18 protein-coding genes and 1 pseudogene are annotated in these 24,693 nt (G+C 63.6%); 10 read left to right on the top strand and 9 right to left on the bottom strand.

Features of this window, described 5'->3' with window-relative positions; genetic code table 11:
- Window positions 1–11: 11 nt before the first annotated feature.
- Complete coding sequence (locus tag D8W71_RS23585) at window positions 12–1,313, bottom strand: D-arabinono-1,4-lactone oxidase (protein ID WP_121117086.1); 1,302 nt, start codon at window positions 1,311–1,313, stop codon at window positions 12–14.
- Between the two features lie 168 nt (window positions 1,314–1,481).
- Here D8W71_RS23585 and D8W71_RS23580 point away from each other — a divergent pair, with 168 nt between their 5' ends.
- Window positions 1,482–2,672, top strand: coding sequence for an amino acid deaminase/aldolase (locus tag D8W71_RS23580; protein WP_442971992.1), 1,191 nt, complete (start codon window positions 1,482–1,484; stop codon window positions 2,670–2,672).
- Here the strand turns inward: D8W71_RS23580 and D8W71_RS23575 are convergent.
- Window positions 2,642–6,067 carry a TM0106 family RecB-like putative nuclease gene (locus D8W71_RS23575; RefSeq protein WP_121117084.1) on the bottom strand — a complete coding sequence of 1,142 codons (3,426 nt, stop codon included), beginning with the start codon at window positions 6,065–6,067 and terminating at the stop codon, window positions 2,642–2,644. The two genes, D8W71_RS23580 and D8W71_RS23575, sit on opposite strands and share 31 nt — an antisense overlap.
- Window positions 6,068–6,123: 56 nt before the next feature.
- Between D8W71_RS23575 and D8W71_RS23570 the strand changes: the two genes are divergently transcribed.
- Entirely contained in the window at window positions 6,124–6,738 is a 615-nt protein-coding gene (locus D8W71_RS23570) for an alpha/beta hydrolase (protein WP_121117082.1), read from the top strand.
- 100 nt (window positions 6,739–6,838) lie between these two features.
- Here D8W71_RS23570 and D8W71_RS23565 read toward each other — a convergent pair whose 3' ends face one another.
- On the bottom strand, window positions 6,839–8,626 hold the full coding sequence (locus tag D8W71_RS23565) for an AMP-dependent synthetase/ligase (RefSeq protein WP_201265172.1): 1,788 nt from the start codon (window positions 8,624–8,626) through the stop codon (window positions 6,839–6,841).
- 330 nt (window positions 8,627–8,956) lie between these two features.
- Here D8W71_RS23565 and D8W71_RS23560 point away from each other — a divergent pair.
- The 5 genes and pseudogenes from D8W71_RS23560 (at window position 8,957) to D8W71_RS23540 (ending at window position 16,080) form a co-directional block, all read left to right on the top strand.
- Window positions 8,957–10,740 (top strand): annotated as a pseudogene (locus D8W71_RS23560) (DEAD/DEAH box helicase).
- A gap of 144 nt (window positions 10,741–10,884) precedes the next feature.
- Window positions 10,885–12,390, top strand: coding sequence for a carboxylesterase/lipase family protein (locus D8W71_RS23555; RefSeq protein ID WP_121117078.1), 1,506 nt, complete (start codon window positions 10,885–10,887; stop codon window positions 12,388–12,390).
- A 134-nt stretch (window positions 12,391–12,524) separates the two neighbouring features.
- Entirely contained in the window at window positions 12,525–13,019 is a 495-nt protein-coding gene (locus D8W71_RS23550) for a 2Fe-2S iron-sulfur cluster-binding protein (protein ID WP_121117076.1), read from the top strand.
- A complete protein-coding gene (locus D8W71_RS23545; RefSeq protein WP_121117074.1) occupies window positions 13,016–14,011 on the top strand; it encodes an FAD binding domain-containing protein in 996 nt (331 codons plus the stop codon). Before D8W71_RS23550 ends, D8W71_RS23545 begins: the two co-directional genes overlap by 4 nt.
- Window positions 14,008–16,080 (top strand): xanthine dehydrogenase family protein molybdopterin-binding subunit, encoded by a 2,073-nt coding sequence (locus tag D8W71_RS23540; protein ID WP_121117072.1) that lies wholly within the window; start codon window positions 14,008–14,010, stop codon window positions 16,078–16,080. The genes D8W71_RS23545 and D8W71_RS23540 overlap by 4 nt, the downstream gene beginning before the upstream one ends.
- 82 nt (window positions 16,081–16,162) lie before the next feature.
- Here the strand turns inward: D8W71_RS23540 and D8W71_RS23535 are convergent, their stop codons facing one another.
- From D8W71_RS23535 to D8W71_RS23520, 4 genes are read right to left on the bottom strand one after another with little or no spacing between them, the layout of a single operon-like run.
- Window positions 16,163–16,909, bottom strand: coding sequence for an amino acid ABC transporter ATP-binding protein (locus D8W71_RS23535; protein WP_121117070.1), 747 nt, complete (start codon window positions 16,907–16,909; stop codon window positions 16,163–16,165).
- Window positions 16,906–18,411 (bottom strand): ABC transporter permease subunit, encoded by a 1,506-nt coding sequence (locus tag D8W71_RS23530; protein WP_121117068.1) that lies wholly within the window; start codon window positions 18,409–18,411, stop codon window positions 16,906–16,908. Before D8W71_RS23530 ends, D8W71_RS23535 begins: the two co-directional genes overlap by 4 nt.
- 30 nt (window positions 18,412–18,441) lie before the next feature.
- Window positions 18,442–18,924: a RidA family protein gene (locus tag D8W71_RS23525; RefSeq protein ID WP_121117065.1), complete on the bottom strand. Its 483-nt coding sequence runs from the start codon at window positions 18,922–18,924 to the stop codon at window positions 18,442–18,444.
- Between the two features lies 1 nt (window position 18,925).
- On the bottom strand, window positions 18,926–19,492 hold the full coding sequence (locus D8W71_RS23520; protein ID WP_121117063.1) for a histidine phosphatase family protein: 567 nt from the start codon (window positions 19,490–19,492) through the stop codon (window positions 18,926–18,928).
- Window positions 19,493–19,585: 93 nt separating this feature from the next.
- Here D8W71_RS23520 and D8W71_RS23515 point away from each other — a divergent pair, with 93 nt between their 5' ends.
- The gene (locus D8W71_RS23515; RefSeq protein ID WP_121117061.1) at window positions 19,586–20,761 is read left to right on the top strand and encodes an acyl-CoA dehydrogenase family protein; all 1,176 of its coding nucleotides are present in this window, start codon (window positions 19,586–19,588) and stop codon (window positions 20,759–20,761) included.
- A gap of 10 nt (window positions 20,762–20,771) precedes the next feature.
- The gene (locus D8W71_RS23510) at window positions 20,772–21,869 is read left to right on the top strand and encodes an acyl-CoA dehydrogenase family protein (protein WP_121117059.1); all 1,098 of its coding nucleotides are present in this window, start codon (window positions 20,772–20,774) and stop codon (window positions 21,867–21,869) included.
- A 74-nt stretch (window positions 21,870–21,943) separates the two neighbouring features.
- Here the strand turns inward: D8W71_RS23510 and D8W71_RS23505 are convergent, their stop codons facing one another.
- Window positions 21,944–22,738, bottom strand: coding sequence for an alpha/beta fold hydrolase (locus tag D8W71_RS23505; RefSeq protein WP_121117057.1), 795 nt, complete (start codon window positions 22,736–22,738; stop codon window positions 21,944–21,946).
- A gap of 177 nt (window positions 22,739–22,915) precedes the next feature.
- Here D8W71_RS23505 and D8W71_RS23500 point away from each other — a divergent pair, with 177 nt between their 5' ends.
- Entirely contained in the window at window positions 22,916–23,821 is a 906-nt protein-coding gene (locus tag D8W71_RS23500; RefSeq protein ID WP_121117055.1) for a phosphodiesterase, read from the top strand.
- On the opposite strand, the gene D8W71_RS23495 is transcribed toward D8W71_RS23500, so the two are convergent.
- Window positions 23,804–24,670: an alpha/beta fold hydrolase gene (locus tag D8W71_RS23495; RefSeq protein ID WP_121117053.1), complete on the bottom strand. Its 867-nt coding sequence runs from the start codon at window positions 24,668–24,670 to the stop codon at window positions 23,804–23,806. The two genes, D8W71_RS23500 and D8W71_RS23495, sit on opposite strands and share 18 nt — an antisense overlap.
- Window positions 24,671–24,693: the final 23 nt, after the last annotated feature.

The raw sequence follows: 24,693 nt of genomic DNA, 5'->3' as shown, positions 1-24,693 counted from the left end.
GACCGAAAACCTTATGTCAGCACGGTGGTCAGGTAGTCGTTCTCGAACTTCCGTTCAGGATCGAGAGCGTCTCGAACATCACAGAAGTCGCCGAAATGCTCGTACGTTTCGGCGAACTCCGTGGACGTCAGGGAATGCAGTTTGCCCCAGTGCGGCCGCCCGCCGACGCTACGGGCGATGGCTTCCACGGCGTCGAAGTACTCCCGGTGGTCGCGTCGGTGGTATTGGTGCACAGCGATATAGGCGCTTGCGCGCCCGTAGGCGGTCGAGAGCCAGATGTCGTCGGCCGCCGCGAAACGAACTTCGACGGGGAAGGCAACCGCGAAACCCGAGGGCTCGAGCCAGCGTTCCACCTCGCGCAGTACGTACGTGATGGACTCGGCCGGGACCGCGTATTCCATCTCCCGGAACTTCACGGAGCGCGAGGACGCGAACACGCGGTAGCTACGATCGGTGAACTCGCGCGCCGACAGTGCACGTGCCGAGAATGCGTTGACCCGCGGAATGGCACGAGGAAATTTGGTGACCGCACGGTTCACCACCTCGAACGCGGTGTTGGACAGCAGCTCGTCGTCGACGTATGCGCGCACACGACCCAGCGGGGCAAGTGGACTGTCCGCCGGCAGCCGAGTGTTGGTCTTCGTCAGGACGCGATCGGTGTGCGGAAACCAGTAGAACTCGAAATGGTCGACGGACTCCACCGTCTCCGCCGCCGAGTCAAGCGTCTCGCTCAACGTCGCCGGAGCCTCGAGCGCGTGCAGCGCGAACGCAGGGACGCAGAGCAGGCTCACCCGAGTGATCACGCCCAGCGCGCCGAGCCCGACGCGAGCGGAGTCGAAGATCCTGGGTTCGTTCTCTCGCGAACACGTCACGACCGAGCCGTCGGCAGTCACGATCTCGAGTGCATGAACCTGCGCTGCAATTCCGCCGAAACGAGCGCCCGTGCCGTGAGTTCCGGTGGAGATCGCCCCCGCGATCGACTGTTCGTCGATGTCGCCGAGGTTGGTCATCGCGAGTCCGAGATCCCACAGCGCCGCAGTCAGCTCACGCAGGCGTGTACCGGCCAATACCGTGACCACCGCGGACCCGTCGGGAGCGGATACCACCGACTCGATGCCGTGGAGATGATCGAGGCTCACCTGGATCCCGTCGGTTACGGCGATCGAGGTGAACGAATGGCCCGCACCGACGCACTTGAGCCGCGCAGCACGCGTCACCAGGTCACGAAGCTCGTCGATGGATCGAGGTGCGGATCTCGCCTGTGGATACGCGATCTGATTTCCCGCCCAGTTGGTCCACCGAGTCCCTGTCATCGGTCAACTATGAATGTGGGCCGCAGATACGGTCAATTTTTCGGGCGCAGGAACTCCCGTCGATGCCGCTTCGACGGGAAAGCCGTCGAGATCTGAAGGATGCGGCGTCAGATGATTGACTTGGACTTCCAGCCCCGACTGACGAAGCCCGAAGGAAGTATCTCTGACGTGACTGCTCTGAGCCGCATCTCGGCTGCAACCGCGCACCTGGAACCGCCCTTCCTCGCTGTCGATGCCGACACTCTCATGAAGAATTCCGCAGATCTCGTGCGTCGAGGTGGCGGGCTGCCCGTGCGAGTGGCCAGCAAATCCGTGCGCGCGCGAGGAGTGCTCGAGCGGGTCCTCGGTGCCGATCTCAGTGCCGCCCACGGGTTTCGTGGGATCATGGCATACTCCCCGCACGAAGCGATCTGGCTTGCCGGCCTCGGCTGCGAGGACGTTCTGATGGGCTATCCGACGGTCGATCGCGCTGCACTCGCCACTATCACCCAGGACCGCGTCCTGTCGGGCCGCATCACCCTTATGGTCGATGACCCCGCTCAACTCGATCGAATCCGTAACGCGTCCGGTTCCGATCGGGTTAGACCGCGAATCTGCATCGACGTCGACGCCTCCCTGCGTCTCGGGCCTCTGCACGTCGGCGTCCGCCGGTCACCCTTGCGGGACCCGGCACAGGTCGCGCACCTTGCGCGTACGGCGAAGGACCGAGGATTCCGCGTGGTGGGTCTGATGTTCTACGAGGCCCAGATCGCCGGTGTTCCGGACTCCGGCTTCGCCGTCGAACTGATGAAGAAGTTGTCGGCGCGGGACTTGAAGGACAGGCGAGGTGCCGTGATCGACGCGGTCACCGACGCGGTCGGGCCACTCGAATTGGTGAACAGCGGCGGAACCGGCTCGCTCGAAATCAGCTCTGCGGACAAGAAAGTCACCGAACTGACGGCAGGGTCGGGGTTGTTCACACCGAGCCTGTTCGACAGATACAAGGCCTTCGATGCCGACCCGGCGCTGTACTTCGCGCTCCCGGTGGTGCGAACGCCGACGGCGGGGATTGCCACCGTCTTCGGAGGCGGGTACATCGCGTCGGGTCCGACCTCGAAGTCGAGAGCGCCGTCGCCCGTAGCGATGTCGAGTGCCGTGCGGGGCGTCGTGCAAGGAGGCCTGAAGCTACTGCGCAACGAAGGTGCCGGGGAAGTTCAAACGCCCGTCGTCGCCGATGCTGCGATAGGAGATCGCATCTGGTTCCGGCACGCGAAGGCGGGGGAGATCTGCGAGCGATTCGACACCCTGCACATCGTCGAGGTGGACGGCAGTGTCACGCCGGTACCCACCTACCGGGGCGAGGGCAAGGCTTTCGGCTGACCGATCGACATGAAGGCTCCCAGCATTTCCAGACCGTCCGGAGTCGACGGAAGGTACTGCGTCAGCGTGGCCGACTGCACGATAATTGCGGCCCACTGTCCACGAGAGAGCGCCACATTCAGGCGGTTTCGCGACAAGAGGAAGCTCGCGCCGCGAGGCGAGTCGCCGAGATTGGACGTCGTCATCGACAGTATTGCCACCGGCGCCTGCCGGCCCTGGAACTTGTCGACCGTGCCGACGAGTACGTCGCCGAGGCCCGCACCGTCCAGCGTGTCGCGAATCAGGTGTACCTGCGAGTTGTAGGGGGCGACGACGATGAAGTCGCTCGGCCCGAGAGCTCGGGTGCCGCCGTGTGTGTCGGGGTCGGTCCACGGTAGTCCGAGAATCTTCTGAATCTGCCGACATACCTCTTCGGCTTCTTCGGGTGACTCGGTCGTGTTGTCGTGATGTTCGACGCTCACCGTGTGCACGCCAGGCTGCATACCGTCGAGAGAGCGTGCAAGAGTGGCTTTTTCGTTCGAGAACAGTTTGCCCTCGTACGACAGCGTCGACACCGGCGCGCACAGTGCCGGATGCATACGCCACGTGCGGCTGAGGAAATATCCGCGGTCAGCCGGGAGTGCGCCGTGCCCCGCTGCCAGCCACCCCAACGCCGACCCGTCGACAGGTTCCGGGTGTGTGCCTTGGCTGACCTGTGGCAGCTGTTGTGGGTCGCCGAGAAGCATCAGGTTTCGAGCCGAGCCTGCGACCGCGATGGTGTTGGCCAGCGAGAATTGACCGGCTTCGTCGATGACCAGAAGGTCGAGAGAGCCGGGTACGACGCGCGTCTCGTGCGAAAAATCCCACGCCGTGCCGCCGATAACGCAACCGGCAGTCGCGTCGGCGACGAATCCCGGGTAGTCGGAGTCCGAGATTTCGGTGATGGCTGTGGTGGGCTGGCTCAGCTTCTTCTTGGCGACGAGTTCGACGGGTACGCCCGCGTGTGTGATCCCTTCGAGCAGATTCTCGACGACCGAATGCGACTGAGCCACAACCCCGATGCGCCACCCGTGATTCTGGATCAAGCGGGTGATGACCGCCGCGGCCGTGTAGGTCTTGCCGGTCCCGGGAGGACCCTGTACTGCGAGATACGAGTTGTCGAGGTCGAGTAGGGCGGAGGTGATTGCGCCGATGTAGTCGTCACCGGATACCGATGGAAGCGGTGTGCCTGAGCGGGTTCTCGGTACCGACCGAGAAGTGAGGTCGGCCACTGCGGTGCGCGGCAACTTCGGAAGCGTCGTCGACACCTCTTCGCATGCACGGACGATCGCGGCCTCCATGGCCTTGGTGGCGATTGGGCTCGCGGGCACAACCGCCATGGGTAGTTGCTCGTACTGCGCGGCGCCCGCCGGGAGCTTCTCCTCGATCACGACGTAGTCGTCACCGACGTCGACGACATCGCCCTTCGAGCTGGCCCGGTAACTCGGGTGCGGTTGGTCGAGGCCGTCCGGCGCAGGCACGTCGTAGAGCAGTGCAACGGACTTGTCGACGCCACCTGTTCCGGTCAAGCGGATGCGTCGGCGTAGCAACTTCTGCCGTGGTGTTGTCTTCGCCCACGCGCTCTCGGCGATCCCGCTGTCGACCTTCAGGACGTCCGCGGCGTCGGGCCACTCATCGACCGGGCTCTGAAGTCGGTCGAAGTGCGCCCACCAGAACGGCTTTCGCTCACGGCGATGGTAGCCGATGGATCCGGCGTAGAGGGCGACCGCGAACTGTGTATCGGTTCGTCCGGACGTCGGTCCGAGTCCGACGGTGTCGCGTAGGGATTCTTCGAGTTCGGTGACCTGCTCTGCGTTCTCGGGGTCGAAATCCGCAGGTGGGCGAGGTGCGATTCCTGCGTCCGATGCCCGCTCCAGCAGCCAGTTACGTAGCTCGATCGTCGATTCGCAGTCGTAACGGTTGTATTCGGCAATCTCCGTAAGCAGAGCATCGGCTTCGTCGGTACGACCCTCGTCGCGCAGATCGCACCAATTGGCGTACTCGGCAATAGAGGCCGCTGCGTTGGTGACGCCGCCGTCGCGGGCCGACGGCATGTACAAGGGCTCCAGCTTCTTGATGCTGTAGGAGCGCTCGCCGATTCGAAGAGAGCCTCGGACAACGGGATACAGGTCGACGAGGACATTGTGGCGCAGCAGGTCGTCGACGATCTCCTCGCCGATTCCGTAGCGGCCCGCGAGTCGCAACAATGCCGTCTTCTCGTAGGCGGCGTAGTGATAGACGTGCATGCCGGGGAATTCACGGCGCCGCGCGGTCACGTAATTCAAGAACGCATCCAGTGCTTCCCGTTCCTGGGCGCGATCGTGCGCCCAGAACGGCCGAAATGTCCCGTCGGTTTCGAGGACCCCGAAGAGGTATTCGAGTCCCCACTCCGACGACGCCGGCTCGGCCCACAACGGGTCGCCTTCGAAGTCGAAGAAGATGTCGCCGACATTTGGCTCGGGGATGGACCCGAGGGCTTCGGCGTCGAAGATCTCGTACTCTGTTCTTCCGCTGTTTCTTTGGGCGACTTGAAGGGTCGCCTGCGATCGCAGGTTCCCGAGAATGCGGGCCGAGACGCCGTCGACGACGCCCTGGGATGTAGCGAGATCGACGGTCGTCGTGATGCCCGATGCGTGGAGATGTGCGCGCTGGCCGCCGCTGAGTCCCGCGACCAGCAACAGGTCGTCGCGGACCACGACCTGCTCGTCGCACGCGTCGCACCTCCCACACTTGGTGTAGCGCGGGTCGGCCCAGTCGACGGGTTCGTCGTCGGCGACGTGCTCGTCGAGTATGGCTTCGAGGTGGGCGCGCTGGGTGCGGTAGACCGGAAGCAGATCTTTGGACGCGTGTTCGGTGGTGCTTCCGTCGCCCAGCATCAGATGCAGATGATCGGCGACCTCGATGCCATTGTTGCCCAGTGCGTCCGCGTACGCGGCCAACTGAAGCAGCGCCGGAACGCGCGCGTGCCTCGACAGCTTGGTGTCGTAGACGGAGTAACCGGAGCCGTCCTTGACGAGAAAGTCGCAGAACCCGAGGAATCGTCCGTCGAAGAACGTCGCCTGATAGAGAACGTCGTACCCCCACAGCGCGGTTTCGATGGTGGCGGCGTTGGCGTCGGCGAGGCCGAGTTCGGTGCGTTCGGGTCTTGGCATGATCGAGACGCCCGATCCGAACCGCTTCTGGAATGCCTCGAGTTGGCGTCGTTCGTGCGCGAGGCCGAGGGCCGACGTGCGTTCGAGCATGGGGTCGGGCTCGGCGCGGACCGCATCGATTCGGCCGAGTTTCGCGTCGAGAGTGCGCAGCATGGCGTACTCGCACGCTGCGGCGGCCGAGAGGTCGCTTGCGCTGTACACGACACGGTCGCCCAAGAGGAACACGCGCCCAACTGTAGGTGAATGCAGCGACAGAACTAGGAAGCAGGCAAAATAGTCGAATGCCGTTCTTCGAAGGAGCCACCGGAGCCGTCCACTATCGTTCGTGGACGACAGCACATCCACACCTGGTCCTGGTGTTTCTTCACGGCCTCGGCCAGAACAGCGGGCACTATCACCGCTTCGCGCGGGTCATGAACAGCGAAGGCATCGACGTGTGGGCAATCGACCATGTCGGCCACGGACTTACCGAAGGCGATCTGTCGGACGCGTCACAGATCGATGGTCTCGCCGACAACGCACTGCAACTCACCGAGATCGCGCATTCCGAACGCTCCGGAATCCCGATGGCACTGATGGGGCACTCGTTGGGGGCGGCCACGGCCATTGCTGCCCTCGATAAGAACCCTTCTGGTTTCACCTCGGCGGTGCTGACCGGCACCCCGCGGTCGACCACCGGCAAGGCCTCGGACTTGAGTGTGTCCTCGGTGCCGCTGCTCGCGCTGCACGGCATCGACGATCGAATGGCTCCGATCGACGCAGTTCGGTCGTGGATCCCCAACGTGCCTGGAGCTACGCTGCGTGAATTCGAGGACGCCGGACACGATCTACTGCACGAGAAGGTGCATCGCACTGTGTCCCTCGAGGCCGCGGAATTTCTTCTCGCGCACGCCTAGCTCTGACTCGGCCTGTGCGTGACTCGGCCTGTGCCGAGATCGAGGTTGTGTACCGATCCGGGTGGATTCCGATACACAACCTCGATCTCGGCAGAGTCGATCAGCTGTAGATCGCCTCGATCTCAGCGCCACGCTCGGAGTGGATGACGTTGCGCTTGAGCTTCATCGTCGGCGTGAGTTCCCCGGTTTCGACGGTGAAGTCGAGCTCGAGGATGGAGTACTTCTTGATCTGCTCCGCGTTGGAGACCTTCTTGTTGGCATCGGCGACAGCCTTGTCGATCTCCGCGACGAGATCGGCGTTCTTCTTCAGGTCGTCGAAGGAGATGTCCTCGGCGATGCCGTGACGCTCCTTCCAGCCGGGGAGGGCTTCGGGGTCGAGGGTGATGAGCGCGCCGATGAACGGCTTCGCATCTCCGACGACGAGCGTCTGGCTGATGAGTGCGTGAGACCTCAGTGCGTCTTCGAGTACCGCAGGAGCGACGTTCTTGCCACCCGCCGTGACGATGATTTCCTTCTTGCGGCCGGTGATCGAGACGTAGCCGTCCTGGTCGATGGCGCCGAGATCGCCGGTGTGGAACCAGCCGTCGACGATGGATTCGGCGGTTGCCTTGTCGTTGTGCCAGTAGCCACCGAACACGACCGGTCCCTTGAGCAGAAGTTCACCGTCTTCGGCGATCTTTGCGGCGTGGCCGTTGATCGGCTTTCCGACGCTGCCGATGCGCTGTTCGGCTGTGGTGTTGACCGTGATCGCTGCGCTGGTCTCGGTCAGACCGTAGCCCTCGTACACAGGGATTCCGACGCCGCGGAAGAAGTGTCCGAGGCGTGCACCGAGAGGAGCGCCGCCCGAGACAGCGCGATCGCAGTTGCCGCCGAGTGCAGCGCGGAGCTTGGAGTAGACGAGCTTGTCGAAGACGGTGTGCTTGAGATTGAGCACGAGGCCTGCGCCGCCCTTGTCCTGCGCTTCGCTCCACTCGATGGCGGTAGCGGCGGCCTTGTCGAAGATGCTGCCCTTGCCGCCGTCGTGCGCTTTCTGCTTGGCGGAGTTGTAGACCTTCTCGAACACCCGGGGGACGGAGAGGATGAAGTCCGGCTTGAACGATGCGAACTGGTCCAGCAGCGTCGTGACGTCCGAGGTGTGCCCGATGGTGGCCTTCGACTCGAACGCCCCGAACGAGACGGCGCGAGCGAACACGTGCGCCATCGGCAGGAACATCAGCGTGCGGTTGCCCTCCTTCATCGAGTCGTGGAGAGCAAGCTTGGTGGCTTGAACCTCGGCGTAGAAGTTGGAGTGCGTGAGCTGAACACCCTTGGGTCGTCCGGTGGTGCCGGAGGTGTAGATCAACGTCGCGGGGGAGGCCGCGGTGACCTGATGGCGCCGTGTGTGCAGATCTTCGTCGCTGACGCCCGCGCCTCGGGTGGTGAGCTCGTCGATGGCACCGGCGTCGATCTGCAGGACCTCCCGCAGATCTGCGGCGCCCCGCGTGACCTCTTCGAGGGCCGACGCGTGAGCGGGAGTCTCGAGAACGAGCAATTTGGTCGCCGAATCCTCGAGGATCCATTGCGCCTGGTCAGCGGAGGACGTCTCGTAGATCGCGACGGTGACGCCGCCTGCCGTCCAGATCGCGTAGTCGAGGACGACCCACTCGTAGCGAGTGGCGGACAGAATGGCGACGCGGTCGCCCAGTTCGACGCCCGAGGCGATGAGGCCCTTGGCGACGGCCGCAACCTCTTTCGCGAACGTGGACGCCAAGACGTCCGTCCACGTGCCGTTCACGAGACGCTGGAAGGGGACCAGGTTCGGAGCTTCCTTCTCGTACCGGAAGACGGTATCGGCCATCGAAGCGTCGTCGGGAATGGTGAATGATGCCGGCACAGAATATTCGCGCACTGTAGAACCCCTCCGGGAAAATGACGTAATAGGTGTGCATTTCATCACATCGCGGGTCGTCTCGCACTACCGGGGGTTGTCCGGTTTGCGAATTTTCGACCTGTTCCGCGGAGTTGTGTGTAACTCGGAGTGCACCATAACTGGTGCTGTCGAAAGTCGACGAGGGCAACCGCCTTCGAATCCGGGCAAGTCGGGCTCGGTCGACGGCCGAGCTGTTATACCGCCCGTGTTGCTCTGGATGAAATCTCGGCACTCTTGTCGTGCAGCACACGTGACAGGGACTAAACTCGGCTGTATATGAGCACAACAGAGCCGAATCAGGATGCCGCCGTGACGACCGACGAGACCATTTCGCACGGGTCGGCACCGTCGTCCGATGCGACCCCTCCATCCGAGGAGGCCCCGCAGATCACGTTCGCCGACCTCGGGATCGACGAGCGAGTCCTACAGGCGTTGCGTGACGTCGGCTACGAAAGTCCGTCGCCCATCCAGGCGGCGACGATCCCGCCACTGATGAACGGCAACGACGTAGTCGGTCTGGCGCAGACCGGTACCGGTAAGACTGCCGCGTTCGCAGTACCGATCCTGTCGCGTCTCGACGTGTCGAGGCGCGTGCCTCAGGCTCTCGTGCTCGCGCCGACCCGCGAGCTCGCGCTGCAGGTCGCCGAGGCGTTCGGTAAGTACGCCTCCCACATTCCGGGTCTGCACATCCTGCCCATTTACGGTGGTCAGGCGTACGGCATTCAGCTCTCCGGGCTGCGCAAGGGTGCCCAGATCATCGTCGGTACACCGGGTCGCGTCATCGACCACTTGGAAAAAGGCACACTCGATCTGTCCGGGCTCGAGTACTTGGTGCTCGACGAGGCCGACGAGATGCTCAAGATGGGATTCCAGGAGGACGTCGAGCGCATCCTCGCGGACACGCCCGAGTACAAGCAGGTCGCTCTGTTCTCGGCCACCATGCCGCCCGCGATCCGCAAGATCTCCAAGCAGTATCTGCACGACCCCGTCGAGATCACGGTCAAGACCAAGACCTCGACCGCACCGAACATCACGCAGCGATACGTGCAGGTCGCGCACCAGCGCAAGCTCGAAGCGCTGACACGAATCTTCGAGGTCGAAGAGTTCGAAGCGATGATCATGTTCGTCCGCACCAAGCAGGCAACCGAGGAACTCGCCGAGAAATTGCGGGCACGAGGGTTCTCGGCGGCCGCCATCAACGGCGACATCGTCCAGGCGCAGCGCGAGCGGACCATCGGCCAGCTCAAGAACGGTCAGATCGACGTTTTGGTCGCCACCGACGTCGCGGCTCGTGGTCTGGACGTCGACCGCATCTCGCACGTCATCAACTACGACATCCCGCACGACACGGAGTCGTACGTGCACCGGATCGGCCGTACCGGCCGCGCCGGACGTGCAGGTCAGGCGCTGTTGTTCGTGGCACCGCGGGAGCGTCACCTACTCAAAGCCATCGAACGTGCGACGCGTCAGCCGATCACCGAGATGCAGCTTCCGAGCGTCGACGACGTCAATGCTCAGCGCGTGACCAAGTTCGGCGACTCGATCACAGCGAGCCTCGAGAGTGAGAATCTCGCGCTGTTCCGCAGGCTCATCGAGGATTACGAGCGCGATCACGATGTACCGATCGCCGACATCGCGGCTGCTCTTGCCGTGCAGTCGCGCGACGGCGAAGCCTTCTGCTCAAGCCCGAGCCGCCTGCCCCGCCGCGCGCACCTCGTGAGCCCCGTGAACCACGGCCCCCCCGCTCGTTCGACCAGGATGCTGCAGATTCGCACCACCGCAAGACTGGCCAGGAGATGGCGACGTATCGCATCGCCGTCGGGAAGCGTCACAACGTTGCGCCCGGTGCGATCGTCGGCGCCATCGCAAACGAAGGTGGTCTGCGGCGAAGCGACTTCGGGCATATCAGCATCCGTCCCGATCACTCGTTGGTCGAACTTCCGGCCGATCTCGCGGATGAGACGGTGGAAGCACTGCGGCGCACCCGAATCAGTGGCGTGCTCATCCAGCTGACGCCGGACTCCGGCCCTCCCGGGGGCCGTGGCGGACCACGCGGAGGCGGCAAGTTCAAGGGCAAGCCGCGCCGTAGCTGATTCGTCTCACGGGTTTTCACAACACAATTGTCGAATTACAACGGCAATTGTTGTTGTGGGCGAAGACTGGTGTTGCAAACGGGCTGTCCGCCCGTCGTCGGCATAACCGCCCGCCCGAAGTTCGGTGCGAGGCATGATTGCATTGTGATAGCGAAGACCCGGTACGGGCAGGTCGACGGCACCATCATCGACGGTGTGGCGGTATGGAAGGGCGTTCCGTACGCAGCTCCGCCCGTGGGGGATCTCCGGCTGAGGGCGCCGCAGGACCCGATGCCGTGGTCGGGCATTCGGGACGCAACCGAGTTCGGACACATCGCACCGCAGACCGAGCATGGGCCGCTCCCGATCGATCCCGGTCTGACGATCGACGAAGACTGCTTGACCCTCAACGTGTGGGCGCCGGTTCAGGACCGGAACGGCCGAGGTGGGACGGTCGCCGCGGATCTACCGGTGATGGTGTGGATTCACGGCGGTGCCTACTACCTGGGTTCTTCGGCACAGAAGGTCTACGACGGGCGAAAGCTGGTCACCGACGGCCAGGTGGTCTTGGTGACGGTGAATTACCGGCTCGGCGCGCTGGGTTTCCTGGACTTCTCGTCCTTCGGAGATTTCGATTCCAATCTGGGGTTGCGTGATCAGATCGCAGCGCTCGAATGGGTGCGTGACAATATCGCCGAGTTCGGTGGAGACCCGTCGAGGGTCACCCTGTTCGGAGAATCGGCCGGCGGCGGATCCGTGACGACGCTCATGGTGTCGCCTCGCGCCGAGGGGCTCTTTCATCGAGTGATCGCCGAGAGTTCGCCTGCCACTTCGGTGTACGGGTCCGAGCGCGCACGGAGTATTGCCGAACGTTTCCTCGAACTCGTCGGGACCGAGGCGTCGGGACTGCGGGGTCTCGGCATCGGCGAGATCGTCAGCGCAACGGGAGAATTGGTACAGGAGATTCCGTCGAAGGTTCCGGGGACGTTGGCGCTCGCACCCGTCGTCGACCGGGACGTCGTGCCGCACTACCCGGTGGCTGCATTTCGATCGGGCTACCAGCACGCGGTGCCGTTGTTGATCGGGACCAACCATGACGAGTCCTCGATGTTCAAGCTGATGAAGTCGCCGCTGATGCCGATCACACCGGACAAGGTGCACGAGATGTTCCAGGCGATTGCAGCCGATCATCCCGATCTGCGTGCCGACGAAGAAGCGGAGGTGAGCGCGGCGTACTCGGAGCATTCGAAGAAGAGGTCGGCACTCGAGATCTCCCGCGACGCGGCCTTCCGAATGCCGACGCTGTGGATTGCGGAGGCGCACAGCCGTCGGGCAAAGACATTTCTGTACCGCTTCGATCAGGCGACACCGTTCCTGAAGATCACCAGGCTCGGTGCAATGCACGGTACCGAGGTGCCGTACGTCTTCGGCAACTTCGGCGTCGTGCCCAAGGATCCGACCTTCAAGCTGGGCGGACACAAGACGGCAGCCCAGGTGAGCGCCCGTGTCCGGCAGCGATGGGTCGACTTTGCGTACGGGCGAGATCCGTGGGCGCCGTACGAGGAGGACTCCCGAACGACGTTGCTGATCGACAAGCACGACAGCGAGGCCCTCGATCCGGACTGCGAACTCCGCCGCGCCTGGGGTGAGGAGATTCTTGGGTTCACCTGACCCTCAGTGGCACGGTTGAGTGCCCTAGGTGGCACTCAACCGCGCCACTCGAGAGCGCAGGTTAGCCTGGCCTTTGTTGTGGGCCAAGGTGTTTGAGCGTTTGACCGCCTGATCGCCCGGGTAACCGCGTCCGCATGAGCAGAGTGACCCTGAGGGTGAACGGCACCGAACATGAGCTCGACTGCGACGTACGCACCACGCTGCTGGACGCATTGCGCGAACACCTCGACCTGATCGGCGCGAAGAAGGGCTGTGATCACGGCCAGTGCGGAGCGTGCACGGTTCTCGTCGACGGGCGACGCATCAACAGCTGTCTTGCCCTCGCCGTCGGCTATCAAGGCCGCGATATCGTCACCGTCGAGGGTCTCGCGGATGGTGACACGCTGCACCCTGTCCAGCAGGCATTCATCGACAACGACGCCTTCCAGTGCGGCTACTGTACGTCCGGCCAGATCTGCTCGGCCGTGGCTGTCATCGAAGAAGCCAAGCAGGGATGGCCGAGCGCGGTCACCGAGGACGACCACCCACGGTTGACGCGCGAAGAAGTACGCGAACGCATGAGCGGAAACTTGTGCCGCTGCGGCGCCTACGCGAACATCGTGCCCGCGGTGATGGAGGCAAGCGAATGAAGATGTTCGCCTACGACGTGGCAACCGACGTCGACGACGCTGTCAGCCGACTCGTCGCGGATCCGGATTCCGCGCTTCTAGGGGGCGGCACCAACCTCGTCGACCTCATGAAACTGGGGGCGGCGCAGCCGTCGACGCTCATCGACGTGACCAGGTTGCCACTCGGCGAGATCGACATTCTCACCGACGGATCGCTGCGTGTCGGGGCGGGGGTCAGCAACAGCGATCTCGCTGTGCATCCCGTGGTCCGTGCTCGCTATCCGGTGCTTTCACAGGCAGTGCTGGCCGGCGCCTCCGGGCAGTTGCGCAACATGGCGACCGTCGGTGGCAATCTGTTCCAGCGCACACGATGCGTCTACTTCATGGACATGAGCAAGCCGTGCAACAAACGTGACCCTGGGTCGGGTTGCCCCGCTATCGAGGGTGAACATCGAAATCTCGCGATTCTGGGTGCCTCCGAGCACTGTGTCGCGACGCATCCGTCGGACATGGCAGTTGCTTTGACGGCACTCGATGCCGTCGTCGACATCACCGGTCCCCGCGGATCACACAAGATGCCGATCGGGGATCTGTACAGGCTTCCTGGCGACGATCCCGATCTCGATACCAACATCGGCCACGACGAGATCGTCACAGGCATCGAAATTCCCGCACTTCCTCGCGGCTCGGTGTCGACTTACCGCAAGGTTCGTGACCGCGCGTCGTACGCGTTTGCCCTTGCATCCGTTGCCGCAGTGATCAATGTGGAGGACGGGCAGGTCACCGAAGCCCGTATTGCGCTGGGCGGCGTCGCTCACAAACCGTGGCGCGCAATCACCGCCGAGGGCGATCTCTTGGGGAGGTCCGTCGATCACGGGGCCTTCCGAGAAGCGATCGATCTGGAACTTCGTGGAGCTAGACCGCTGCGAGACAACGGTTTCAAGATTCCACTCGTCAGAAACCTGGTGACGGAGACGCTGACGGAGCTGGCAGAGCGGAGAACGGAACAATGAGCACAGCGTCCATCGGGCAGTCTATTGCGCGAACCGAGAGCGTCGCGAAAGTGACCGGCGCCGCGCGCTACGCCGTCGAGCAGCGTTCCAACGTAACGCCAGGTTACTGCTGGTACGTCCCGGCCACGATCCCTGCAGGTCGAGTTGTCGACGTGCAGGCCGACGATTCCGTCACGCTCCTGTGGCACGGCAATGCCGAAAAACTCGGAGAGGTCGAGGACACCGAACTCGCTGTCCTGCAATCGGATCGAGTGTCCTACCGTGGCCAGATCGTCGCAGCCGTCGTAGCCGATTCACTCGAAGAGGCACGCGAGGCGGCGGCAAGGGTGCGGGTGACCTACGCAGACCGGAAGAGTCCCGACAACGACCTGACGTCGGATCATTCGTCCCTGTACGCGCCGGAGACCGTCAACGCTGGGTTCCCGACGGATGTGACCGTCGGCGATCCGGATTCGGCACTGCAGTCGGCCGCACACACCGTCGACCGGTGGTACTCGACGGCGCCCATGCACAACAGTCCCATGGAACCGCATGCAACCACCGCCCAATGGACCGATGGCGTTCTGACGGTGTGGGATTCGACCCAAGCACCGTCGGGCGTCCAGGGAGACCTCGCAACGCTGTTCGATCTCGATCCGTCATCGGTCCGCGTCGTCGCCGAGAACGTGGGTGGCGGTTTCGGCGCAAAGGGGAGCACGAGGCCGAACGCGGTGTTGGCGGCGATGGCTGCACGTGCGACCGGACGCACGATCAAGCTCGCCCTGCCCCGCCAGGCATTGTTCGACGTAGTCGGCTATCGAACACCGACGATCAACCACGTCCAGCTCGGAGCCGACGCGCAGGGCAGACTGACTGCACTGACACACGACACGTTTCAGCAGACCTCGCAGATCTTCGAGTTCTGCGAGCAGACCGCGGAATCCTCGCGGCACATCTACGCCTCGCCCAACCGCCGAACGACCCACCGACTGGCACCGCTCGACGTCGCGACTCCTCGTTGGATGCGTGCACCGGGTGAGGCGCCGGGAATGTTCGCGGTGGAGACAGCTATCGACGAATTGTCGTACGCAGTCGGTGTCGACCCGATCGAACTTCGAATTCGCAACGAGCCGGACATGGATCCGGCCAGCGGCAACCCCTTCTCCTCTCGTAGCGTCGTCGAATGTCTGCGTGAAGGTGCGGCCAAGTTCGGGTGGGCCGACCGCGATCCCCGACCGGGCCACCGAAGGGACGGGCGCAAGCTCATCGGGACAGGCGTCGCGACGGCCAGCTATCCGGTTCTGATCAGCCCATCTTCGGCGTCGGCGACGCTGTCCGAGGACGGCACCATCACTGTGTCCGTCGCGGCCACCGACATCGGTACCGGCGCGCGAACGGTGTTGCGTCAGATCGCAGCCGACGCGCTTGCCGTGCCCGCCGACAGGGTGGAACTGAAGCTCGGCGACAGTGCCCTCCCGAAGGCTCCGGGCGCAGGCGGGTCGTCGGGAACGTCGTCGTGGGGATGGGCGGTGACGAAGGCGTGCCGCGCACTCGTGGACAAGGTCGGGAGCATCGACGACGCGGCTGGGCCTGCTGAGGTCACCGTCGAGACCTCCGAAGAAATCGATGCGCAGAAAGAGTTCGCGCGCATGGCATTCGGTGCCCAGTTCGCCGAGGTGGAAGTCGACATCGACACCGGCGAGGTGCGTGTCCGACGCATGCTCGGAGTCTTCGGTATCGGACGCGTCATGAATCCGAGGCTCGCCCGGTCGCAGCTGATCGGCGGGATGACCTTCGGCCTCGGAATGGCGTTGATGGAAGCGGGAAACACCGATCTCGAATTCGGCGGCTTCTCCAACCACGACCTTGCCGAGTATCACGTGCCGGTGTGCGCGGACATACCCGTGAACATCGAGGCAACCTGGGTCGAGGAGCACGACGACCAGCTCAGTCCCATGGGCGGCAAGGGGATCGGCGAAATCGGTACCGTCGGCTCACCCGCCGCCATCGGCAACGCCGTCTACCACGCGACGGGTGTGCGGGTACGCGACCTCCCCATCACCCTGGACAAGGTTCTGCCGCACCTCTAGCCGCCGTTTCGTGCCAGCCGAGCCGCTTCGCGCAGTGGCATGGTTGAGTGCCTCGGAGGGCACCTAACCACGCCACTGGCGCCTAGGCGAGAATCCGCTGCAAAAACTGACGGGTCCGCGGCTCGGACGGGTTCTTGAGCACCTCGGCAGGTGCGCCGCGCTCGACGACGACGCCGCCCTCGATGAACAGGACCTCGTCGGCCACCTGCTCTGCGAACCGTATTTCGTGGGTCACGATCACCATCGTCCAGCCCTCAGCGGCAAGGCCTTTGATGACGGCGAGAACCTCGCCGACCAGTTCGGGGTCCAACGCCGAGGTCGGCTCGTCGAACAACATCAGCTTCGGGTGCAGTGCCAGCGCCCGGGCGATCCCGACGCGCTGCTGCTGACCGCCGGACAGTTGGAACGGATACTGGTCCGCCTTGACGTCGAGGCCGACCTCGTCGAGCAGTCGGTGGGCCTCTTCGGTGGCGTCGTCCTTCGAGCGCTTCTGGACGATCACCGGTCCTTCGATGACGTTCTGCAGCACTGTCTTGTGCGGGAAGAGGTTGTGCTGCTGAAACACCATGCCGCTCTGAGCGCGGAAAGCTCGAAGCTGCGCCGGCGTGACCTTCGACGAGAAGTCGACGGTGACTTCGCCGATCCTGATCACTCCGGCGTCTGCGGGATCCAGCGCGTTGAGCGCGCGCAGTACCGTCGTCTTACCGGACCCCGACGGGCCGATGATGACGGTGACCGTCCCAGACGGAACCGAGAACGACACATCCTTCAGGACCTCGATGGGGCCGAAGGATTTCTTCAGGGACTTCACTTCGAGGAGGTCGGTCATTTCGCCACATACCTGTCGAGTCGGACTTCGAGTTTGCCTTGGAAGAACGAGAGAATCATGCAGATGACCCAGTAGTAGAGGGCCGCGACGCTGTAGAGAGCGAAGAAGTCGAAGGTCGGCGCCGCTGCGAGCTGCGCGACGCGCAGGAGCTCGGTGACCAGGATGGTCGACGCCAGCGACGTGTCCTTGACGAGAGAGATCAACGTGTTCGACAACGGCGGGACCGCTGTGCGCAACGCCTGCGGAAGGATGATGCGCTGCAACGTCGTTCGATACCCCATGCCGATGGTCTGCGACGCCTCCCACTGTCCCTTGGGCACGCTCAGGATCGCGGCACGGATGACCTCTGCCGCGTAGCCTCCGACGTTCAACGAGAAGGCGACGACCGCGGCCGGGAACGGATCGATCACCACCCCGAACTGGGGGAGTGCGTAGAAGACGATGAACAACTGGAGCAGCAGTGGAGTGCCGCGGATGATCGACACATAGAAGCGGGCTATCCCGGACAGCCATCGCTTCGACGAAATTCGGGCGAGCGCAACCCCGAGTGCGATGACCAGTCCGATGACGAAGCTGATCGCTGTCAGCGGGATCGTCATCGTGATGGTGGCCTTCAACATCGGCCACAGGTTGTCGAGGATCAGGTCGAGCTTCGACTGCCCCTGTGCTGCTTCCCCATCCGAGGTGGGGGCGACGGTGTCCGCTGTGGGTGCGGCGACGGCCGAGCCGAAGTACTTCTCGGAGATCTGCGCGAGAGTGCCGTCGGCCTGGAGTGTGTCGATGGCGTCGTCGATCTCGTCCATCAGTCCGCTGTCCTTGCGGGCCGCGAACGCCTGGTAGCTCGTGTCTCCCGTTTGCGCTGCGATTTTCACGCCGGTGTCGCCGGTCTCCTTCAGGTATTCGGCGATGGCGAGGCTGTCGTTGACGGTGGCGTCGACGCGGCCGTCCTTGACGAGGGTGACCGCCTGGACGAAGCCTTCGACGGCCTCGACGTTCGCGCCGGCGTCGGCCGCGACTTCGGCCCAGTTGCTCGTCGACGATTGTGCAGTGGTCTTTCCGGCAAGATCGGCGACGGACGAGATGGAGTTGTCGTCGGCCGCGGTGAGTATCTCTCCTTCGGAGACGGTGTACGGCTTGGACAGGTCGTACGCACTCTGGCGTGCCGGATTGATCGTCACCTGGTTCGCGATCAGGTCGAACCGCTCCGACTCCAGCCCCGCGAAGATGGAATCGAACGGCGTCTGAACGAACTCGACGCTCACACCGAGTTCACCGGCAACGGCATTGACGATGTCGATGTCGTATCCGGTGAGCTGGCCGTCCCCACCCTGGAAGCTGAAGGGGCTGTACGTCCCCTCGGTGCCCACGACCAGGACGCCGTCGTCCTTGATCTGGTCGACGAGCGGCCCGGACGAGGACCCACAACCGGCGATGGCCAACAGTGCGAACATCGCAGCAAGCAGAGCGAGCGCTTTACGGTGCACTTCGAGGTGACCTTCCATGAGGGACACGAAAAATCGTATCGACGAAACCTACCCGTCGATCTCGATCTCCGCTGAGACAACAACGGAGTTGTTCATCGGCAGGGCCGCGGCGCCGAGTGCCGTGCGAGCATGCGCGCCGATCTCGGGTCCGAACACCTGCAGGATCAGGTCGGAGAATCCGTTGATCGCGGTGGTCGTCTGGGTGAAGCCGTGATCGGCGTTGACCGAACCCGTCACGGTGAGCCAGGCGCTGATCCGGTCGAGGTCGCCGATGGCTCTGCTGACACTGCCGAGCACGGCCAGAGCAGTGTCGCGCGCTGCATCCGTGGCAGCATCGAGCGAGATTTCCGACGGCACTGCGCCGAACGGGCCGGCGAGCGAGCCGTCCGGCAACTGCGGGGAATGGCCCGAGACGTACACCCGGTTTCCGCGTACGCGAACCCATTCGAAGGAGAACTCGAAACCTTCCGGTGGCTGCGCTTCCGACGGAAGGGTGAAGCCGAGTTCCTCCAAACGGCGTTCGATCTGCATGTCACCACATCCTTCTCGTCGGGACACCGTTGATGGTTTCGACGGTCCATTCGGTCCCGTCGTGTGCGAGCGTCGATACTCCCGCGTTGAGAATCCTGGGCGACGGCACGCCGCGGATGGCGTCGAAGATCCCGCGGATTATGCCGCCGTGCGCGACGACGATGATCGAGGAATCAGGATGTGAGGCCGCAATCCGATCGATGGCTCGCACTCCTCGGACGATCATGTCCCGACGTGGTTCGAGTCCGGGATAACGGCCGTGTGGCCAGTGAGAGTAGGCGTCGTAATCGGTGAATCCCTCTGCCGCCCCGAAATGGCGCTCGGCGAGATCGGGGTAGGTGGCGCTGCGCGAAATACCGAGCTGCTCACCGATGATGTCTGCTGTTTCGGCGGCCCGTGAGAGCGGCGACGAGACCAACAGATCCCAGGGTCGCCCCTCCAGTTGGTAGACGGCCTCGCGAGCCTGCGCCCGGCCGGTCGCGTTGAGCGGAATGTCCGAGCTGCCCTGCAAGCGGCCATGAAGATTCCAGTCGGTTTCTCCGTGCCGAACCAGTGCCAGAAAAGTCATAGTGGGGAGAAGATTATCGCAGTTAACCAGGGAGTACCGTCGAGTAGGACACAGCGGTAAGAACAAGTTGGTCGATACCGGAGGGACCTTTTCATGAATCTTGCTTTGACAGAGGAGGAAGCTGCATTTCGTGACGAATTGCGGACGTTCTTCACCACCGAGATTCCCGCGGAGATCCGCGAGAAGAACAGGGTGGGAATCGAACTGAGCCGTGAAGACATGGTCACGACTATGCAAATTCTCAACGCCAACGGCCTTGCCGTCCCGAACTGGCCCGTCGAGTTCGGTGGCAAGGACTGGACTCCGGTTCAGCGGCACATCTGGCTCGACGAGATGCAGTTGGCGTCGGTGCCGGAGCCTCTGGCATTCAACGCGTCGATGGTCGGGCCGGTCATCGCCACGTTCGGCGCTCAGGAGCAGAAGGAGAAGTTCCTCCCGAAGACGGCCAACCTCGACATCTGGTGGTGTCAGGGGTTCTCGGAGCCGGAAGCAGGGTCCGACCTCGCGTCGCTGCGCACCACAGCTCTGCGTGACGGCGACGACTACATCGTCAACGGACAGAAGACCTGGACCACGCTGGGGCAGTACGCAGACTGGATCTTCGCGCTGGTGCGGACCAACCCCGATGCGCCGAAGAAGCAGGCAGGTATCTCGTTCCTGCTGATCGATCTGGACACGCCGGGAATCACGGTGCGCCCGATCAAGCTGATCGACGGCAGCGTCGAGGTCAACGAGGTGTTCTTCGACAACGTTCGGGTGCCAGCCGAAAACCTTGTGGGCGAGGAGAATCAGGGCTGGAGTTACGCCAAGTTCCTGCTGGGAAACGAGCGTACCGGCGTTGCGCGTGTAGGGCACACCAAAGTGCGGCTCGAACGAGCGAAAGAATATGCGGCCGCAACAAAGGTCGGAGGCGGCACGCTGCTCGAGGATCCGCTGTTCGCTGCGAAGTTCGCCGAACTCGAAAACGAGGTTCTGGCACTGGAGTTGACGCAGCTTCGGCTGGTGTCGAGCTCGGCGGACGGCAAGCCGAATCCGGCGTCGTCGATCCTGAAACTGCGTGGTTCGGAGCTGCAGCAGTCCGCGACCGAGTTGCTGATGGACGTGGCCGGACCCGACTCTTTGCCCTACGAGGCAGGCGAGAGCATCGAGAGCCCAGGCTGGGCGCAGCGCTCGGTACCGACGTACCTCAACTACCGCAAGGTCTCGATCTACGGCGGTTCGAACGAAGTGCAGCGTCAGATCATCGCGTCGACGATTCTCGGATTGTGAGGGCAGAGCAATGGATTTCGAACTGAACGAGGAACAGAAACTTCTCCGCGACACCACGCGTGAAGTGCTCTCCCGCGCGTACGACACCGAGAAGCGGAACAAGATCGTCGCCGAGGAGCCTGGCTGGTCGGCCGACGTCTGGAAGCAGTTGGCCGAGGTCGGTCTTCTCGGCCTGAGTTTCTCCGAGGACGACGGCGGCCTCGGTGCCGGTCCCGTCGAGATCATGGCGGTCTTGACCGAGGTCGGACGACGCCTCGCTCCGGAACCGATTCTCGACGCCGTCCTGATTCCCGGCGGGTTGATCTCCGAGGTCGGATCTGCCGATCAGCGTAAGAGGATTCTGCCCGGTGTCGCCGAAGGATCGACGTTGCTCGCGTTCGCGCACAACGAGACCGGAAGCCGATGGCCGGATATCGATGTGAAGGTCGCAGCCACCGAGGACGGTGGGTCGTGGGCACTCAGCGGCGTCAAGAACCCTGTTCCGCACGGCGGAAGTGCGGACATTCTCGTCGTCAGTGCTGCTCTTCCCGGCGGCGGCGTCGGACTCTTCCTGGTCGACGGCGACGCGACCGGTCTCGAGCGCAAGGCCTACCAGACGCACGACGGAGGGCGCGCCGCGCAGATCTCGCTTACCGACGTGGCGGCCGAACCGCTGGGCGACGGTGTGGATGCGTCGGCAGCCATCACTTCCGCTGAGGTCAGGGCTCAGGCAGCGTTGTCGGCCGAGGCAGTTGGTGCTATGGAGGAGGCGCTGCGGCTGACGACGGATTACCTGAAGCAGCGCAAGCAGTTCGGCGTTCCGCTGGCGAAGTTTCAGGCACTGACCTTCCGTGCCGCGGACATGTACGTTCTGCTCGAACTGGCACGGAGCATGGCCTTGTATTCGACGATGAATCTGGCCGACGACGTCGTCGATCAGAAAGTCGCGTCACGTGCGAAGCTGCAGATTTCCCGGTCGTCGCGCAAGATCGGTCAGGAAGCGATACAGCTGCACGGCGGCATCGGCGTCACTGCTGAATATCCTGTCGGGCACTATGTTTCCCGCCTGGTTGCCATCGAGCACACGCTCGGTGGCGTCGAAGAGCATCTGCGGATTCTCTCCAAGTAGACCTGCGCCCAGTGGTGCGGTCAGGGCCCCTCCGGAGCACCTAACCGCACCACTGGGGCGCCTGGGTGATGCCTCTAGGAGGCCTTCACGACGAGGTCTACCACGGCACCCGGGTTCGAGACGAGAACAGCGTGTGAGCCCGGTACCTCGGTGATCTGCGCACCGGCGCGCTCGGCCATGAACTTCTCCGACGCAGGCGGGATGATCTGATCCTGCTGCGGGATCAGCGCGTAGCTCGGGGTGCCCGCCCACGACGGCGGCTCGCTCGGCTCGATCAGCGCAGTGGCGGCGATCGACTTCTGACTCGCGATCATCTTCGCAGCCTGCTCGTCGCTGACGTCCGGTGCGAAGTACTGCTTGAACAGCGCAGGTGCGATGTAGCCGTCGACGTTCTTTCCGAGGATGTTCGTGGAATCGTCGACGATCCCCAGTCCGAGAACTGGCGGCAGCAACGACGTCAGTCCGAAGCGGATCGGGTCGAGTGCAAGCGCTGCGGGCTCGCCTGCCGTCGGTACGAACGCCGCGACGTACACGAGCGATTCGACATTGTCGGCGTGGACATTCGTGATGACGGTTCCGCCGTACGAATGCCCTACGAGCACGACGGGGCCGTCGATGTCCTCGACGACCTTCTCGACTGCCGCCGAATCGTAGCCGGGTCCGCGAAGCGGATTTTCCGGGGTGACGACGGTGTAGCCGCGTGCGCGGAGGCCTGCGGCGACTCCGTCCCAGCTGGAGGTGTCGGCGAACGCGCCGTGCACCAGCACGACCGTCGGGAGATCCTGGGCGGATGCTGTTCCTGCTCCGAACGTAAGGCTTGCGGCAACCGCGGCTGCTGCTGCCGCTGCTTTCGATCGTGTGAACTTCATGCGTTCCTCTCGGTGGGAGTGATCCCAATCTAAGCCACCGTCGCGTGCGTCAGGAATTTGCTTCGTGTTGGTGTGGCGTGCCCGAGGCATTACTCTCAGGCAGCTTGGCTAGGGTGGGATAAGAGGGACCACGCAATCTGCGTGCCCACGTGAAAGCCGATCGGAAGCGAGTTACCGATGAAGGCTCGGACGGCAGAGCACCCACGCCCCAATCACTGCCTGCTGCATTTGAGTGACACCCACCTCGTCGAGGGGGGAAATCTCTACGGCGGCGTGGACAGTACGGCGACTCTGCAGAGGCTGCTCGGGGATGTCCAAGCGTCGGGAGTTCGTCCGGATGCTCTCGTGTTCACCGGGGATCTCACCGATCGCGGCGAAGCAGGTGCGTACGACAGGCTCCGCGCTCTGGTCGAGCCTGTCGCCGAAGCCCTCGACGCGCGCATCATCTGGGCAATGGGCAACCACGACGATCGAGCGAATTTTCGCAGTCGCCTTCTGGATCAGCAGCCGAGCACCGGCACGGTCGACCGCGTTCACGATCTCGACGGACTCCGAGTGATCACCCTGGACTCGACGGTGCCCGGCAAGCATCACGGCGAGTTGCTGCGCGACCAATTGGACTGGCTTGCAGGAGTTCTCGCCACTCCAGCTGAGTTCGGAACGATACTGGCAATGCATCATCCGCCGGTTCCGACTGTGCTCGATCTTGCTGTTCTCGTCGAACTGCTCGATCAGAAAGCCCTGGCCGACGTAGTCCGCGGCACCGATGTCCGTTCGATCATCGCCGGTCACCTGCACTATTCGACCACCGCGACATTCGCCGGAATCCCGGTGTCCGTTGCGTCCGCCACCTGCTACACGCAGGACCTCAACGTCGAACCGGGCGCGATCCGGGGCAGGGACGGAGCCCAGGCGTTCAATCTGGTCCACGTCTACGACGACACCGTCGTGCACTCGGTGGTGCCTATCGGCTCCTACGACACGGTCGGGGAGTACGTGCACGCTGATGAGGTCGCGCGTCGCCTCGAGCGTGCGGGCGTCAGAATCGCCGACAGCACCCGGCACTCACGCGTCAGCCTCTGACGTCTCGACCAACCATTCCTCCAGTTCTCGGTGGACTACGCCAGGCGCTTCGATGGGCGCAAGGTGGCCCACTCCTGCCACCGTCACAATTTCGGCGTGTCCGGGTAGAAGATCCTGTACGACGGTCGCTCGTGACGCCGGGATCCAAGGATCCTCCTCGCCCCAGCCGATTCTGACCCGGCATCGCACCGTGCCCAGTCGTTCCTCGATCGGACGTGTGTGTTCCGGATGCAGCGACGCGATCTGACGATAGAAGGCGCTCTGCTCCTCGTCCCCGATCCAGGGTGCGCTCAATATCTCGACCTGTGCGCCGGTCAGTCGGTTGTGAGCTGCCCCGGCTATGTAGGTTTCGACCAGCGCGGTGTGCAGGGGTGTCGGCAATTTCGCGAACACCTCGGTGTGGCAGGCGACGAGTTGAAAGAACGGAGATCCCCACGGTTCGACGATCACCGGGTCCCAGAGGTACAGACTCGTGTACTCGTCGTTGTCGAGCAGATGGGAGCCGAGGGCGACTGCCGCACCGATGTCGTGAGCGATGACATGGGGCCGTTGCAGCCCCCAATGCTCGATCAGTCGGGTGCAGCGGGCGATCTGGGCGAGGAGATCGACCGGCACGGACTCGTTCTTCGTGGAGCGTCCGTATCCCGGCATGTCCCACAGGAACACTCTGTGGGACATGCCCAGATGCCGTGCTGCTGTTGCCCACACTTCGGCGGACCACGGAGTGCCGTGGCAGAAGACGACGTCGGCAACGGGCGTCGTCCGCGGTTCGATGGTGTAGGTCGCGATGTCGGCGCCGTCTATCGAGACGTAGACCGGCGAGGGTAGCGAACTCAGGTGTTCGGACATGCCGATACGGTAAAACCTCAGGT

Source organism: Rhodococcus sp. P1Y (assembly GCF_003641205.1).
Taxonomy (GTDB): domain Bacteria; phylum Actinomycetota; class Actinomycetes; order Mycobacteriales; family Mycobacteriaceae; genus Rhodococcoides.
This window is presented reverse-complemented; position numbering and strand designations above follow the sequence as displayed.